We start from the raw sequence: 15405 nt of genomic DNA, 5'->3' as shown, positions 1-15405 counted from the left end.
CGTGCCATTCGCCGCCATCGACCTCGGCGCCACCAGCGGCCGCGTCATCCTCGGCCGGGTCGCGCGGGACGACCTCTCCCTCACCGAGGTGCACCGCTTCGCCAACACGCCGGTGCGCCTGCCCGGCGGACTGCACTGGGACGCGCTCGCCCTCTTCCAGGGCGTGCTGGACGGACTGCGCCGGGCGGGCGGGCAGCCGGACGACGTCACCTCGGTCGGCATCGACACCTGGGCCGTCGACTACGGCCTGCTCGACGCCGACGGCGCCCTGCTGGGCAACCCGTTCCACTACCGCGACGCCCGCACCGACACCGTCGCGGAACGCGTACGGGAGGAGATCGGCGCGGAGCGGCTGTACCAGGTCACCGGGTTGCAGCACCTGCCCTTCAACACCGTCTACCAGCTCGCCGCCGCGTCCGGCACCGCACAACTGGCGGCCGCACGCACCCTGTTGCTCGTGCCCGACCTGCTGACCCACTGGCTGACCGGCACGATCGGCGCCGAGGAGACCAACGCCTCCACCACCGGCCTGTTCGACGCCCGTACCGGCACCTGGTCGGCTGAGCTCGCCGAACAGGTCGGTCTCGCGCCCGGGCTGCTGCCGCCGCTGCGGGCGCCCGGCGACCCCGCGGGCACCCTGCTCCCCCACGTCGCCGCCGCCACCGGGCTGCCGGAGACGACCGCGGTGGTCACCGTCGCCTCGCACGACACCGCCTCCGCGGTCGCCGCCGTCCCGGCCACGGAGCCCGGCTTCGCCTACATCTCGTGCGGCACCTGGTCGCTGGCCGGCCTCGAACTGGACGCGCCCGTGCTCTCCGAGGCCTCCCGCGCCGCCAACTTCACCAACGAGCGCGGGGTCGACGGCACCATCCGCTACCTGCGCAACATCATGGGCATGTGGCTGCTGGAGGAGTGCCGGCGCACCTGGGCCGCGCAGCCGGCCGGCGCGCCGTCCCTGGCGGCGCTGCTCGACCAGGCCGCCGCGGCACGGCCGTTCGCCGCCCTCGTCGACCCCGACGACCCCGCCTTCCTGCCGCCCGGCGACATGCCCGCCCGCATCCGCGACTTCTGCCTGCGCACCGGTCAGCGGCCGCCCGAGAGCCCCGGCGCCGTCGTCCGCTGCATCCTGGAGAGCCTCGCCCTCGCCCACCGGCGCACACTGCGGCAGGCCGCCGCGCTCGCCGACCGCGAGATCACCCATGTCCACATGGTCGGCGGCGGCTCACGCAACGAACTGCTGTGCCGGCTCACCGCCGACGCCACCGGCCTGCCCGTCGTCGCGGGACCCGCCGAGGCGACCGCCCTGGGCAACATCCTCGTCCAGGCCCGCGCCCACGGCCTCGTCGGCGACGGCCTCCCGGCCCTGCGCGCCCTCGTCGCCGCCACCCAGCCGCTGCGCCGCCACGAACCGGACGGGGACCGGGCGGCGTGGGACGCCGCCGAGGCGAGGGTGAAGGAATTCGCCGCGGCACGAACAGGCCGGGTGCCCCGCCTCGACGAGGCCTGAACCCCCGTCACGGGCCCCCGGGGCCACCCGCGTCCCGCGCGCGCACGGCTGCTGCCGCTTCCAGCAGGGACCAGCCGTCGACGTCGATCGGCCCCCGCTCGTCCGGTTGCCACCCGCGGGCCAGTGCCACGTCGAGCAACGCCCGGACGGCGCCGGGTTCGTGCAGGTTCAGACCCGCACCCCGGATGAAACCCACGTCCCCGGAGCCAAGCGGTGCCCCGCCCGGCACGTACCGGTCGGGGCCCGAGGCGAAGACGATGCGCAGCGGACCGCCGGAACCGGCCGGCTGCGGGAACAGCGTGAGCGTCTGACAGCAGTCCACGGCGCGGCCGTCGTCGTCACTTCGGTGGCGGTGGCTCATCGACCACTGGTACACGCGTCCGTCGGCGACCAGGCGGCGCGGCTTGTTCGAACGGCGAGGCACGCACCGAGGATACGCGGCGCGCCCCTCACTGACAGAGGATGTCAGGGACCCTCCGCACCATGGGTACGTGTGAGCACCCACCGAACGCACGCCCTGCTGCTGCCCGCCGTCTTCGTCACCTCGCTCGGCAACAACATCCAACTGATCGCCGCCGCCCTGCTCATCGTGCGGGCCCAGGGGTCGGTACTGGACGTGGGATGGCTCTTCATCGCCGTCGCCGTGCCGCAGGCGGTGCTCTCCCCCCTGTTCGGACGGCTGGCCGACCGCTTCGACCGGCGGACGCTCTGGGTGACCTGCGACGCCCTCAGCGCACTGGCCGCGCTCGCGATGCCGCTGGGGCTGGCGCTGGGCGGCCCGCGGAACGCGGTCGTCTACGGCAGCAACTTCGTGCTCGCGGTGATCGCGGCACTGTTCGTGCCGGTCAGCGCCGCACTCGTCAAGGAAAGGGTGCCGGCGCGGGAGTTGCGGCGGTTCAACGCGCACTACGAGATGGCCCTGCAGAGCGGGATGCTGCTGTCGGCGACGGTCGGCGGCATCGCCCTCCAGTTCTTCGGGCCCACCCCGCTGTGCGTGTTCAACGGGGCCACCTTCGCGGTCTCCGCGGTGCTCGTACTGGCGACCGGGCGCGCCGGACGGCCGGCGCTCACCCCGAAGGCCGCGGCGGCCGGTGCCCCGTCCCCGGACGCGCCCGTCCGCCCACCGCTCGGCCCGGTGATCATGCTCTACGCGCAGGGCAGCGTCGTCGTCACCGTCTTCAACGCGCTCATGCCGGTCCTCGTCATCGCCGATCTGCACCGGGGGCCGGCGGTGGTGGGCGTGGTCGACGCACTCGGCGGCGCCGGCTTCCTGGTCGCGGCCGCCGCCTACCGGATCACCGGCGCCCGCCTCGGCGACCTGCGGCTCGCGCTGGCCGGCTTCCTGCTCTGCAACATCCTGTTCGCGGTCCAACCGCGATTCGGCGTGCCCGGACTGCTCCTGCTCGTACCGCTCGGCGCGTTCCTCTTCGGACAGGCCCGCATCGCGTCCCGCACGCTGCTCATGGCCTCGGTGGACGAGCACCGCGTGGGGCGCGCCTTCGGCGTGGCCAACGGCTGGGGCCTGGCCGCCACCGTCGCCGTCATGCTCGGCACCGCCACGGTCACCGCCCGCGCCGGAACCGCCGCGGGCTTCGCCGCCGTCGCCGCCGTCAGCGCCCTCGCCTCGGTCGCCTCCGCGACCTGGCACCGCACGGCCCGCAGCACCGCGCATCCCGCCCCCGCCCTCACCGCCACCCCCGCGACGGACCTCGCGGACCGGCATCCGGCCTGAGCCGCGAAGTGCGCCTTCGGAATCGCCAGGGCCTGAGGACTGCGGCACGGCCCGCAGGATCGCGCACCCAGTGTCGCCACCGGCCGAGAATTTGCGGCACAGCCCGCAGAACGGAGCACTCCCCAGGCCTCACCACCACCCCGCGGCGAACTCTGCCGGCCCGTACCCGGCCCAGCGGCGCGCCTTCGATGCCGCCAAGGACTCGGGGCCGCGGCCACCGTCGCCGTCATGCTCGGCACCGCCACGGCCGCTGCCCGCGCCGGAACCGCCGCAGGCTTCACCGTCGGCTCCCCCACCTCCACGACCCCGCACCGCACGGCCCGCACAACCGGGCATCCGGCCCGGAACCGCACCGCCACCCCCGCGGACCGGCATCCGGCCTGAGCCGCGAAGCGCGCCTTCTGGCGGTACAGCCCGCAGGACGGAGCATTCCCCCAAGCCTCACCACCACCCCGCGGCGAACTCTGCCGACCCGCACCCGGCCTGAACGGCGACGTGGCCAGCGATGCCGGACGAACCGCCACCGTCGCCGTCGGCTCCCCCGCCTCCACGACCCCGCACCGCACAACCCCGCAGAACCGCCCCCGCCGGGACCCCCGCCGGTACAGCGCCCTCAGCCGGCCCCGTACAAAGCGGCCAGGCCGCGTGCCGAGCCGATGAGCAGGGCGCGCAGTGCGACGGGTTCGAGGACTTCGAGGTCGGGGCCGAGGCGGAGGAATTCGCCGTGGGCGTGGCCGACGGACTCGATCGGCACCAGGGCGCGGACCCAGCCGTCGGCGTCGGGTTCGCCGCGTTCGGCGACCGCTCGCGCGACGGCGTGCGAGAGCAGCGAGGGCAGGCGCTCCGCGCCGCGCGGGGAGACCCGGATCAGGGCTTCGCCCTGGTGGAGCCGGGCGTGGAAGTCGGCGAGGTAGGCCCGCCAGTAGGCCGTCAGGTCGAAGCCGGGTTCGGGCTCGAAGGCCTCGCCGAGGACGTCGACGGCGAGGATCTGGTCGACGCGGTACGTGCGCAGGCCGCCCGCCCCGCGCGCGACGACGTACCAGCGGCCGGCCTTGAGGACCAGGCCGTACGGCTCCAGGCGGCGCTCGGTCTCGGCGGGCTCGCGCCAGCGGCGGTAGCGCACCCGTACCGCCTGCCGGTTCCACACCGCGTCGGCGACGGCGGGCAGGTGGGGGGTCTCCTCGCCGGGGCTGTACCAGCCGGGCGCGTCGAGGTGGAAGCGCTCGCGTATCCGCTCGGCGGACTCCCGCAGCGCGGGCGGCAGGGCGGCGCTGAACTTCAGCCGGGCCGCCGCCGCGGCCTCGCCCAGCCCGAGCTGCGCGGCGGGGTCGGGCAGCGCCGCGAGGAACCAGGCCCGGGTCTCCTCGGCGGTCAGTCCGGTCAGCCGGGTGCGGTAGCCGTCGACGAGCCGGTAGCCGCCCTCGGGGCCGGCGTCGCCGTACAGCGGTATGCCGGCCTCGTGCAGCGACTGCACGTCGCGGTAGATCGTGCGGACGGACACCTCGAGCTCGTCGGCCAGCTGCTGGGCGGTGAGCCGGCCGCGTGCCTGGAGGAGCAGGAGGAGGGAGACCAGCCGGCTGGCGCGCATGGCAGCAGTATCGGTGCCGCCACCGACAGCGGACCGGCCCCGGTCTCGGGAGTCCCACCGATTTGATGGCCTCCCGCCGAGCGCGCACTCTGGGGTAAGGAGACTTCGACGGGTGTGTGATCGGCGACGATGAACGCGAGTGGCGGCCCCGGGGACCCGGCCGGCACGGCCGTGGTGGTCGTCGGTGCGCAAGGGACGGTCACCGCGTGGAGCGAAGGGGCACGCCTGCTGCTCGGGTACGCGTCCGCCGAGGCCGTGGGCCGCCCGGTGGCGGAGATCTTCGCCCCGGCGGTCCTGGTGCTCGACCGGGAGTGGCGCAGCGCCGCCGCCGTACGCCACCGGGACGGCCGGCTGCTGGACCTGGAGGTCCGGGTCAGCCCCGCCCTCGACGGCGACGGGGAGCCGAGCGGCTGTGTGGTCACCGCGGTTCCGGAGGCGTCCGACGAGGCCCTGGTGCTGTGGGCGTTCGACCAGTCCCCGGCGTCCATGTCCGTGCACGACAGCGACCTGCGCCACCGGCGGCTCAACGGGACGGCGCGGGAGGCCATGGGGGACGTGCCCCAGGGGACGCTGCGCGGCACCCCGTACCAGGCGATCGTCCCGGAGGAGGAGACCGGGCACGGATACGGCGACCACCTGCGCCAGGTCGCGGAGACGGGTCGGGCCACACACTACGAGTGCTCCACCCGCGATCCGGTCTCGATGCGCGACTACGCCTGGAACACCGACATGTGGCCGATCCGGGACCCCCGCGGGCGGGTCCGGGGCGTGGCGGTGGCGGCGTTCGACAGCACCGCCCAGTTCTGGGCGCGGCAGCGTCTCGTCCTGCTCAACGAGGCGGGCGCCGCCATCGGCACCACCTTGGACGTGGTCCGCACCGCCGACGAACTGGCCGAGCTGGCCGTGCCGCGGCTGGCCGACTTCGTGAGCGTGGACCTGCTGGACTCCGTGCTGCAGGGCGACGAGCCCTCGCCGGGTCCCGTGGACAGCGCGGTGGTGCTGCGCCGCGTCGCGCACCGCTCGCGGACGGACGAGACGCCGGTCGCCGCGGTGGAGCTGGGCGAGGTGGACACCTACCCCGAGTTCTCCCCGCCGGCGCGCTGCCTGGCCGAGGGCCGGTCCGTGCTCAGCCAGGCCGGGCACGTCGACTTCTCGCTGTGGCTGGCGCAGAACACGCGGCGCGACGCCAAGGTGCGCGAGCACGGCATCCACACGGTGATGGCGGTGCCCCTGATGGCCCGCGGGGTCACCTTGGGCGTGGCGATCTTCGCCCGCGGCACCCGGCCGGAGGGCTTCATCGACGACGACATGACGCTCGCCGAGGAGCTGGCCGGGCGTGCCGCGGTCTGCGTCGACAACGCGCGCCGCTTCACCCGCGAACACGGCACCGCCCTGGCACTGCAGCGCAGCCTGCTGCCGCAGCGGCTGGGCGACCAGCCCGCGGTGGAGGTCGCGTCCCGCTATCTGCCGGCCGGTTCGCAGGCGGGCGTGGGGGGCGACTGGTTCGACGTCGTCCCGCTGTCCGGCACCCGGGTCGCGCTGGTCGTCGGCGACGTGGTCGGCCACGGCATCCACGCCTCGGCCACCATGGGGCGGCTGCGGACGGCGGTGCGGACCCTGGCGGACGTGGACCTGCCGCCCGACGAGCTGCTCACCCACCTCGACGATCTCGTCGTCCACCTGAACTCGGGGGACGAGACCCGCGAGGACCACGGCCGGTCGACCAGCACCGAGGTCGGCGCGACCTGCCTGTACGCGGTGTACGACCCCATCTCGCGCCGGTGCTCGATGGCCAGCGCCGGGCACCCGTCGCCCGTGCTGCGGCTGCCCGACGGGACCGTGGAGGTCGTCCCGGTGTCGGCGGGCCCTCCGCTGGGCGTCGGCGGGCTGCCCTTCGAGGCGACGGAACGGGAGCTGCCGGAGGGCAGCATCCTCGCCCTCTACACGGACGGTCTGATCGACAGCCGGGACTTCGACCTGGACGCCGGCCTGGCCCGGCTGCTCACCGCGCTCGCCGCTCCGGCGCCGTCCATCGAGTCGGCCTGCGACACGATCCTGAAGTCGCTCCCGCCCGACCGGCCGGTCGACGACGTGGCGCTGCTGCTGGCCCGCACCCGGGCGCTGAACACCGCCCAGGTCGCCGTCTGGGACGTACCCTTCGACCCCGCGCACGTCGCCGAGACCCGGCAGGCCACGGCCGAACTGCTGCGCTCCTGGGGCATGGAGGACGCGGTGCACGTCACCGAGCTAGTGGTGAGCGAGCTGGTCACCAACGCCATCCGGCACGGGTCGCCGCCGGTCCAGCTGCGGGTGATCCGCGACCGCTCCCTGATCTGCGAGGTCTCCGACGGCAGCAACACCGCCCCGCACCTGCGCCGGGCCCGCTCGGACGACGAGGGCGGGCGCGGTCTGCTGCTCGTGGCGCAGCTGACGCAGGCGTGGGGGACGCGGCAGGCCGCGACCGGCAAGACGATCTGGGCCGAGCAGGCCCTGTGACCGGTGGCCCGCCGGGCCCGGCCGCGCCCGCGTCGCGCCCTGCCTGACGAGGTGTCAGACTCAGCCCATGATCGCCCGTTACCGTCCGGCCGTCCTGCACTGGACGGTCGTCGTGCCGGTGCTCTCGGTCGTGGTGCTGGCCCTCACCTGGAAGCGCTCACTGCCCGTGGCGGTGGTCGTGGTGGTCGCCCTGTTCCTCGCGACCGCGGTGCTCGCGGCCGTGCACCACGCGGAGGTGGTGGCGCACCGGGTGGGCGAGCCGTTCGGCTCGCTGGTGCTGGCGGTCTCGGTGACGGTCATCGAGGTGGCGCTGATCCTCACACTGACGGCGGACGGCGGCCCGAAGAGCGCGGGGCTCGCCCGGGACACCGTCTTCGCGGCAGTCATGATCACCTGCAACGGCATCATGGGGCTGTGCCTGCTGGTCGGCGCGCTGCGCCGCCGCGTCGCGGTCTTCCACCCCGAGGGGACCGGGGCGGCCCTGGGCTCCGTGGCGACCCTGGCGACCCTCAGCCTGGTCCTGCCGACCTTCACCACCAGCGCGCCGGGACCGCGGTTCTCCACGACCCAGCTCGCCTTCGCCGCGCTCGCCTCCCTGGTGCTGTACGGGCTGTTCGTGGCCACCCAGACCTTCCGCCACCGCGACTACTTCCTGCCGGTGACCTCCGCCGGCCACGTCGTCACCGACGACGAGCACTCCGTGCCGCCCACCACCCGGGCGGCACTGTTCAGCCTCGCGCTGCTGGCCGTCGCGCTGATCGCGGTGGTGGGCCTGGCCAAGGTGGAAGCCCCCACGATCGAGCACGGTGTGGCCGTCGCCGGACTGCCCTCCTCCTTCGTGGGCGTGGTCATCGCGCTGCTGGTACTGCTGCCGGAGACCATCGCCGCGGTGCGCGCCGCCGCCCGGGACCGGGTGCAGACCAGCCTCAACCTCGCCCTCGGCTCCGCGATGGCGAGCATCGGGCTCACCATCCCGGCAGTGGCCGTCGCCTCGTTCTGGATGCCCGGCCCCCTGGTGCTGGGGCTCGGCGCCACACACATGGTGCTGCTGGCGATCACCGTCGCCGTCGGGACACTGACGGTGGTCCCCGGCCGGGCCACCCCCCTTCAGGGCGGCCTGCACCTCGCCCTGCTGGCGGCCTACGTCGTCCTGGCGATCAGCCCCTGACGCCCGGCCGCGCCCTCACAGCGAGTGCGCCACGACGCGGCCCGCCAGCACCGCCTCCACAAAGGACTCGGGCGGCGCGTAGTGATGGACCAGGACGTAGTGGGCGACCATGTCCGGCGCGATGAGCCAGGTGTCCGCGTCGCCGGACCGGACACGGACCTCGCCATGGCCCACCAGGATCCGCTCCCGTCCCCGGGCCACGGTGACGGGGTGGGCCCGCCGCGCGCCCCCCAGGAAGCGCCGACGGCACAGCCCGCAGCCGTACCAGCCGTGCGTGATGGCGAAGCGGTGGTCGCGGCAGAGCGCGAACAGCCGGTCCGCGAAGACCTCGTCGGGCTCGGCGCGGGGGAAGGGGTGGGCCGGGTCGAGCCACCCGACGGCACGCGCGGAGACCTCGGACGGAATCGTCTCGGTGAAATAGCCGTACGGACTCAGGTCCTCGTAGTACGTCATGCCGCCCCTCCGCGGGCTCCGCGCCGCGCGCGGTACCGGTGCAACCGCGGGAAAGCGTCCAGCACGCGGACCGCCCGGTCAATCACCCGTCCGCCCGGCGCGTCCCGCCCGTCGGACCTCAAGGGGCGCATCGGCAGCGGGAACGGGCCGGGCAAGGCGCTCGCAAGGGGTCGCGAGGAGGACCCGAAAGAGATCACGGGCGGACGGATGTCCCGGCCCTCCGCGGCTCAGCCGGTGATCCTGCGCGCGTCCGGCGCGCCCGCCTCCGCGCCCGGAGTTCCGGCGGCGGCGTGCACCGTGGGCCCGGCCGCGTCCGGGGCCTCCTCGCGCGGGGCGGGCAGGGTGCCCTTGCGGCGCAGCCAGTCGCCGAACAGCCCGTGCACCGCCCGCGCGCCCACCAGCCGCTCGTCGGGGCCCGGCCCCTCCAGCTCGTAGGGATGCAGCAGGAACGCGCGGCTCTGGTCGCCGCCCAGCCCGCCGTGCGAGCCCACCTGCTCCTCGAACGCGTGCACCGCGCGCGTCACCGGGTCGTAGGCGGAGTTGACCATGACGTCCGCCGCGTGCGGGAACCCGGCCGTGCGCCGTACGGCCGCGACCGCGTGCGGCCCGAACGGCGCCAGCGGGTCGGGACCGGTGACACGGCCGCTGTCCAGCTCGTGCTCCCCGCCTCCCGGACCCAGCACCAGCGGCCCGCGTGCGGCGTCCTGGACCAGCAGGAAGCCGATGCCCGGATGCTCGGCGAGGGTCCTCAGCAGCGCCGGATGGCGGGCCTCGATCCGGGCCCGGTCCGCACGGCCGGGCAGATCCGGGAAGGAGATCAGCCCGAGGTTGCCGGAAGCCAGCACGATCGGGTCCGTCGACGGCCCCGCGGTCGCGTGCTCCTCCTCGGTGTGCCGGCCCCCCTCCGGGCGGTTCAGCGCCGCGCGCGCCGCGGCACGCGCCTCGGCCCCGCTCACCGTGCGCCGGGCCCGGCGCCGCACCGGCAGCCCGCACCCGGCCCGGACCAGGTCCTTCAGAGTCAGGCCGTAGGCGCTCTCGAAAGTCTCCCCATGGCTCTGCCCATGGTCGGACAGCAGCACCAGCCGGTAGGGGCGGGGGGCGTACCGCGAGGCGTCCGCGATCATCCGCACGACCCGGTCCAGCCGCCGCAGCACGCGTATGGCGTCCCGGCTCCGCGGGCCCGAATGGTGGGCGACCTCGTCATAGGCGACCAGATCCGCATAGACGGCAGTGCGCCCCGCGAGCATGTCGCCGACCACCGCCGCCGCGGCGACATCGCGTTCGACAACCGTCGCGAAGGCCCGCAGGAACGGGTACAACCCGCCGCGCCGCACCCGCGGACGGTCGCCGCGCAGCCGGGCGGCAACGGACTCCCCGATCTCCCGCACCACCTCGGCCACGAAGGACGCGGCCGTGCGCACCGCGTTGGCCGGGTCGGAGAAGTACGCGAAGTAGCCGGTGCGCGAGCCGGTCTCCCCCACCCGGGCGGCCCGCGCCGCGACGGCGGCCGCGTCCCGCCCCAAGCCGCGGGAGACCCGGGCGGCCGCCGAGGCCGCGAGGGCACGGGCCATCGCCCGCCGGTCCGCGGAGAAGCGCCGCCGCCGGGTCGAGACCGACATCACGAGGGCGAGCTGCTCGGCTCCCCCGCTGAAAAGGTTGCCGCGGCTGGCGCCGTCCGGGGCGAGCAGACCGGGCCTGCCGGTGCGGGCGACCGCGCGCCGCTCCAGCTCGGCGGCACACGACGGCCGGTTGCAGACCATCACCTGCCCCGTCTCCTTCTCGTACCAGCGAAACGCCGGCACATCCGTGTCGGAACCGTGCAGGATCGCCAGCTGGCTCGCCCCGGTCTGGCTGCTCCAGTCCGTGATCCACGGCACGAGGCGATGAGTGCTGTCCAGCCACCGCGCCACGGTCTCCATCGCGGGCGGCCGCAACCGGCCGCCCCTGGTGGACGTCGGCCGCACCGCCTCGCGCAGCACGTCGTGCCCGACACCGTCCAGCTGCACGAAGACGAAGCCCGGTTCCTGCTCCGCCCGCGGCGCCCCGTCGCCCCCGCCCCGCGGCCGCCTGCGGCGCCCGGCCAGCCGGGCGAGCCGGCGCCCGTACGCCGCGTCGTCGCGCATCGCGAGGGCCGTACTGGTGCCCGAGGAAGCCGCCGACATCACGGCGGCGATCACAACGGCCGTGGCAGGACTGATGTCACCCTGCCAGTCCGGCGTGAAGCGGAAGGCGATCAGCAGCAAGGAGCCGTTGAGGAAGAACACCAGCAGCCCGAGCACGAAGGCCGGCACCAGCAGCACCGCACGCACCAGCACCGGCCAGACCAGGGCGCCCAGCAGACCGAACGCCCCCGCCGCGACAGCCGCGGTGATCGCGATCCGGGTCGGGCTGTCACCGCCCGGCGACTGGATGCGGAAATCCGGCAGGACCCCGGCGAGCGCGGCCATCGTCGCCGTCGACACCGCCCAGACCAGCAGCACGCGCGCAACCGTGTATCCGGCGGCCCGCCACCGATGCAGCACGGCCCACCTCACCTCACGTCCGAACGGCCTGCGACACCCCCAAGCCTGACACAACCCCTCCGGCGCATCGCGGGCGCGCCGGAGCATAGGCTCGGGGCGAGGCGAGGAGGCGGGCGTGGCGGTCGAGATCACCTGGTGGGGTCATGCGACGGTGACCGTACGGGACTCCGGGGTGCGGGTGCTCACCGATCCGCTCCTCGTCCCACGCCTCGCGCACCTGCGCAGACGGCGCGGGGCCGTGCCGCCGCCCGGGGCGGCGCTCGCGGACGTGGCGCTCGTCTCGCACCTGCACGCCGACCATCTGCACACCGGGTCCCTGGCCCGGCTCTCCCGCGGCACCCGGGTCCTGGTGCCGCGCGGCGCCTCCGCGGCCGTGCCCCGCCTGCGCAGGCTCGCAGTCGACCTGCGGCTGGACGTGACCGAGGTCGCCCCCGGCGACAAGGTACGGGTGGGCGAGCTCACCGTGCGCGCCGTGCCCGCGGCGCACGACGGCCGGCGGCTGCCCTACGGGCCGGAGCGCTCGCCCGCGCTCGGCTATGTGCTGGAGGGCGAGGAGCGCACCTACTTCGCCGGGGACACCGGGCTCTTCGACGCCATGGCCGAGGAGGTCGGGCCCTGCGACGCCGCCCTGCTGCCGGTCGGCGGCTGGGGACCGTTCCTCGGCGACGGCCACCTGAACCCGGCGCGCGCCGCCCAGGCCCTCGCCCGGCTGGCACCGCGCGCGGCGGTGCCCATCCACTACGGCACGTACTGGCCGATCGGCATGGACGCCGTACGCCCCCACGAATTCCACTCCCCCGGCGACGAGTTCGCCCGCCTCGCGGGGGACCTCGCGCCGGGAGTGGCCGTGCACCGGCTGGACCACGGGCAGAGCCTGCGGCTGGAGGCGGCCCGGTGAGCGGCCTGAACGGCCTCGTGACGCTGGCCCAGCAGACCTCCACGGAGTCGGCCCGGCAGGCCGTGGGCTACCCCTCGCTCTTCCTGCTCGTCGTCCTGGGCTCCCTCGTGCCCGTCGTGCCGACCGGAGCCCTGGTCAGCGGCGCCGCCGTCGTGGCCTTCCACCAGACGGCGCCGTTCTCCCTGGCGCTGGTCTTCGTCGTCGCCTCCGGCGCCGCCTTCCTCGGCGACATCGCCCTGTACTGGCTCGGCCACCGCGGCGTGCACTCCCGGGGCGGCTCCCGCTGGCTGCGGCGGCTCCAGGAGCGCGCCGACCCCGCACGCCTGGCCGACGCGCAGCGCCGGCTGGACGAGCACGGGGTCGCCGTCCTCGTCCTGTCCCGGCTGATCCCGGCGGGGCGCATCCCCGTCATGCTGGCCTGCCTCCTCGCGGAGATGCCCCCGCGCCGCTTCGCCCGCGGCGACATCCCCGCGTGCCTGGCCTGGGCGGCCGCGTACCAGCTCATCGGCATCCTGGGCGGCTCGCTCTTCCCCGAACCCTGGCAGGGCGTCGTCGTCGCCGTCGCCCTCACCTTCGCCGTGGCCTCCGCCCCCCAGATCTGGCGCCGCCTGCGCCCCCACCCCGACACCGCCGACCCCCACGACGCGTCGGCGCACTGACGGCGCCCGTGCGCGGTGCGCTGCGGCGCTGCGCGTCGTCGCCACCGCGGAGCAGCCGGTGTCGTTACGCGGCCGCAGGGCCGCGAGGTCGTCGCCGAAGCGGTGCTCACGGCGCCCCAGGTCCGGCGCCGACTGCGCCCCCGCGTGAGCGGGCCATGCCGCGCACCACGGCGGCGCCCGGAGCAGCCGGACGAATTTCTCGACCCTCGCATTACTTTTTGTGGCCGGATCGCACGCCAGAGAATTCGCGACCGGTCAGAGGGTGAAGGTGGGGCCGTCCGGCGAACGGCCGGCCGGGCCTTGCCCGCCTGTTCGGCTCCCTCGGCCCGCTCCGCCGGGTGGCCGCCGTCGGCGATACGGACGCACGGCGCCGCGGGGCTGTCGCGCCCCCGGATCAGCGGGCCGTCCCGCCCAGCGCGGTGAGGACCGACGCGAGAGCGGCGAGACGGGCGGCGACGTGCGGGAGCGCCACCGGTGAGGGGGAATCCAGGGCGGCACGGCGCTGCGCGTCGTCACCGCCATGGAGGGGGCCGGTGTCGATGCGGACGCGCAGCGCCGCGGGGTCGTCGCCGAAGCGGTGGCCGCCGGGGGCGGGGTGGCCGAGGCGTTCGGTGAGGACGGCTTCGAGGCCGGCCGCGTCGGTGACGCCGGCCGCGGCGAGTCCGGAACGCAGCGGGCCGAAGTCGGCGTACAGGTGGAAGCCCGCCTCCGGGGGGCGGGACAGGGCCCCGGCCCCGGCCACCACGTCGTAGGCGGCCCGCGCCACGGCGGCGTGCAGACGGTTGGCCGCGGCCAGGTGCGCGCGGACGGCGGCGGGCTCGGACAGGGCGTGGGAGGCCGCTTCCGCGACCGGTCCCGGCAGCAGGGCGCCCAGTTCGGCGCAGTGCCGCAGGACCGCGGTGCGCAGGCTCATGCCCCGCTCCGTGGCGGGGAAGCGGAGAACGGCCGCGGGCCAGCCCGGCGGGGCGAGGGCGGCGCCGAGGTCGCTGAGGACGACCGTCCGCGCGGGCAGCATCTCGGCCGGGGAGAGCAGCGTCGTCCCGTGCGGCCGGTGCACGGTGTCGCCGTACGTCTCGTCGGAGACGAGCAGCAGGCCGGCCTCCTCCGCCGCTTCGCACACCTCGTGCAGCAGTTCGGGCGGGGTCACCGTGCCGCTGGGGTCGTCGGCGGCCGCCAGGACCACGACGCGCGGGTCCGCGCCGTCCTCGCGGGCCCGGCGCACGGCCTCCAGGAGCGCGAAGGGGTCGGGGGCGCCGCCGCCGACCGACGGGGTCGGCACAGCCACCGGGGTGCGGCCGAGCAGCCGGACCGGCGGCGCGTGCCAGGCGGCGGACGGCCGGGCGACCACGACGTCCCCGCCGATCGCCGCCAGCAGGGCCAGCAGCAGCGGCTCCGCGCCCGGCCCGGCGGCGGTCTGCGCGGCGTCGGTCGGCAGTCCCCGGCGGTCCCAGTGGCCCGCCGCGGCGGCGCGTACCTCGGCACCGCCGCCCGGCGGCCCGGCGGCGGCGCGGCCCGGCAGCCCCGCGGCGATGCGCTCGGCCCAGTACGCCGGGACCGGCAGCCCCGGGTCGGGGCGTGCGACGGCGTACGGCACGGCGCGGCCGGCCGGGGCGGGCGGGGACGTCCGCTGCATCCGTACCTCCGGTGGTGGGGTCGGGCCTTCCGCCAGCCTCGCACGCGGTGCCGGCCTCGCGCGCCCCCGGCGCGCGAATCGCAGGGCGTATCCCCGGCCGCCCGGGGCAACCGGATTCCAGGAGGTGTTCCGATGGTCCCGCTTCTGCTCGTCCTGCTCCTCGCCCTGGTGCTCTTCGGGGCGGGTTTCGCCGTCAAGGTGCTCTGGTGGGTCGCCCTGGTCGTGCTGGTGCTGTGGCTGCTCGGGTTCGTGGCCCGCGGCGGTTCCGGCGGCTCGCGCTGGTACCGGTGGTGAGGGAACGAACGCGGGGCGTGCGGCGGCTGTTCGGCCGCCGCACGCCCCGGCTCCCGGTGCCCCGGCGACGGCTACTGCGCGGACGTGGGCTGGGCCGGCATCTGCAGGATCCGGGCCCGTGCCCCGGCACGGGTGCGGCCGGGGGCGACCATCCGCTGCGGGTGGCGGCGCAGGAACTCCCCTTCGAGCGCCACCATGCGCGAGTTGTGGGCGTCCAGGGCCGACGAGGATCCGTACAGCAGCGTCTCGTGCCGGGTGCGGTGGACCGACTCCAGCTCGTGCACCAACTGCCGTTCGTCCAGCTCTGCGGGGTCGACCCCGCCGCGGTAAGGGCTCATGGGCCGCGCACCTTCCTTTCGCTGCCGGTGGCCTCGCACGTTTGGTACCCAGGAAGACCCGATTCATCCGCTTCGTACCGTATTCAGCGGGCATTCAACGCCGCGAACGGGTAGACG

General features: G+C 75.5%; 14 protein-coding genes. 8 read left to right on the top strand and 6 right to left on the bottom strand.

The genetic code is table 11. The features are described from left to right. Position 1: 1 nt before the first annotated feature. Entirely contained in the window at positions 2 to 1507 is a 1506-nt protein-coding gene (locus tag ACIP64_RS38635) for a rhamnulokinase family protein (protein WP_401596764.1), read from the top strand. A gap of 7 nt (positions 1508 to 1514) precedes the next feature. Here the strand turns inward: ACIP64_RS38635 and ACIP64_RS38630 are convergent, their stop codons facing one another. Continuing rightward, positions 1515 to 1931: a hypothetical protein gene (locus tag ACIP64_RS38630; RefSeq protein WP_401596761.1), complete on the bottom strand. Its 417-nt coding sequence runs from the start codon at positions 1929 to 1931 to the stop codon at positions 1515 to 1517. A 69-nt stretch (positions 1932 to 2000) separates the two neighbouring features. Here ACIP64_RS38630 and ACIP64_RS38625 point away from each other — a divergent pair, with 69 nt between their 5' ends. Together ACIP64_RS38625 and ACIP64_RS38620 are read left to right on the top strand one after the other, a co-directional pair. Further along, positions 2001 to 3239 (top strand): MFS transporter, encoded by a 1239-nt coding sequence (locus ACIP64_RS38625; RefSeq protein WP_401596758.1) that lies wholly within the window; start codon positions 2001 to 2003, stop codon positions 3237 to 3239. Between the two features lie 228 nt (positions 3240 to 3467). Next, positions 3468 to 3623: a hypothetical protein gene (locus ACIP64_RS38620; protein WP_401596755.1), complete on the top strand. Its 156-nt coding sequence runs from the start codon at positions 3468 to 3470 to the stop codon at positions 3621 to 3623. Positions 3624 to 3852: 229 nt separating this feature from the next. On the opposite strand, the gene ACIP64_RS38615 is transcribed toward ACIP64_RS38620, so the two are convergent. Beyond that, entirely contained in the window at positions 3853 to 4827 is a 975-nt protein-coding gene (locus ACIP64_RS38615; protein ID WP_401596752.1) for a helix-turn-helix transcriptional regulator, read from the bottom strand. Between the two features lie 129 nt (positions 4828 to 4956). Here ACIP64_RS38615 and ACIP64_RS38610 point away from each other — a divergent pair, with 129 nt between their 5' ends. Together ACIP64_RS38610 and ACIP64_RS38605 are read left to right on the top strand one after the other, a co-directional pair. Continuing rightward, positions 4957 to 7323, top strand: coding sequence for a SpoIIE family protein phosphatase (locus tag ACIP64_RS38610; protein WP_401596750.1), 2367 nt, complete (start codon positions 4957 to 4959; stop codon positions 7321 to 7323). Positions 7324 to 7390: 67 nt separating this feature from the next. Further along, positions 7391 to 8491, top strand: a complete 1101-nt coding sequence (locus tag ACIP64_RS38605) for a calcium:proton antiporter (RefSeq protein ID WP_401596747.1) — start codon at positions 7391 to 7393, stop codon at positions 8489 to 8491. Between the two features lie 15 nt (positions 8492 to 8506). Here ACIP64_RS38605 and ACIP64_RS38600 read toward each other — a convergent pair whose 3' ends face one another. Beyond that, the gene (locus ACIP64_RS38600; RefSeq protein WP_401596744.1) at positions 8507 to 8944 is read right to left on the bottom strand and encodes a hypothetical protein; all 438 of its coding nucleotides are present in this window, start codon (positions 8942 to 8944) and stop codon (positions 8507 to 8509) included. A 227-nt stretch (positions 8945 to 9171) separates the two neighbouring features. Continuing rightward, on the bottom strand, positions 9172 to 11424 hold the full coding sequence (locus tag ACIP64_RS38595) for a phage holin family protein (protein ID WP_401596742.1): 2253 nt from the start codon (positions 11422 to 11424) through the stop codon (positions 9172 to 9174). 157 nt (positions 11425 to 11581) lie between these two features. On the opposite strand from ACIP64_RS38595, the gene ACIP64_RS38590 reads away from it, so the two are divergent. Then, positions 11582 to 12364 (top strand): MBL fold metallo-hydrolase, encoded by a 783-nt coding sequence (locus ACIP64_RS38590; protein ID WP_401596739.1) that lies wholly within the window; start codon positions 11582 to 11584, stop codon positions 12362 to 12364. A 5-nt stretch (positions 12365 to 12369) separates the two neighbouring features. Continuing rightward, positions 12370 to 13023, top strand: coding sequence for a DedA family protein (locus tag ACIP64_RS38585; protein ID WP_401596797.1), 654 nt, complete (start codon positions 12370 to 12372; stop codon positions 13021 to 13023). 394 nt (positions 13024 to 13417) lie between these two features. Here ACIP64_RS38585 and ACIP64_RS38580 read toward each other — a convergent pair whose 3' ends face one another. Next, positions 13418 to 14656: an aminotransferase class I/II-fold pyridoxal phosphate-dependent enzyme gene (locus ACIP64_RS38580; protein WP_401596737.1), complete on the bottom strand. Its 1239-nt coding sequence runs from the start codon at positions 14654 to 14656 to the stop codon at positions 13418 to 13420. Positions 14657 to 14788: 132 nt separating this feature from the next. Here ACIP64_RS38580 and ACIP64_RS38575 point away from each other — a divergent pair, with 132 nt between their 5' ends. Next, the gene (locus tag ACIP64_RS38575; protein WP_360916690.1) at positions 14789 to 14950 is read left to right on the top strand and encodes a hydrophobic protein; all 162 of its coding nucleotides are present in this window, start codon (positions 14789 to 14791) and stop codon (positions 14948 to 14950) included. A 71-nt stretch (positions 14951 to 15021) separates the two neighbouring features. Here ACIP64_RS38575 and ACIP64_RS38570 read toward each other — a convergent pair whose 3' ends face one another. After that, positions 15022 to 15288 (bottom strand): DUF6158 family protein, encoded by a 267-nt coding sequence (locus ACIP64_RS38570; protein WP_401596734.1) that lies wholly within the window; start codon positions 15286 to 15288, stop codon positions 15022 to 15024. Positions 15289 to 15405: the final 117 nt, after the last annotated feature.

It is taken from the genome of Streptomyces sp. NPDC088733, from assembly GCF_044751185.1.
In the GTDB taxonomy this organism is placed as follows: Bacteria; Actinomycetota; Actinomycetes; order Streptomycetales; family Streptomycetaceae; genus Actinacidiphila.
Note: the sequence above shows the minus strand (reverse complement) of the source record. Positions and strands in the feature narration are given on the sequence as shown.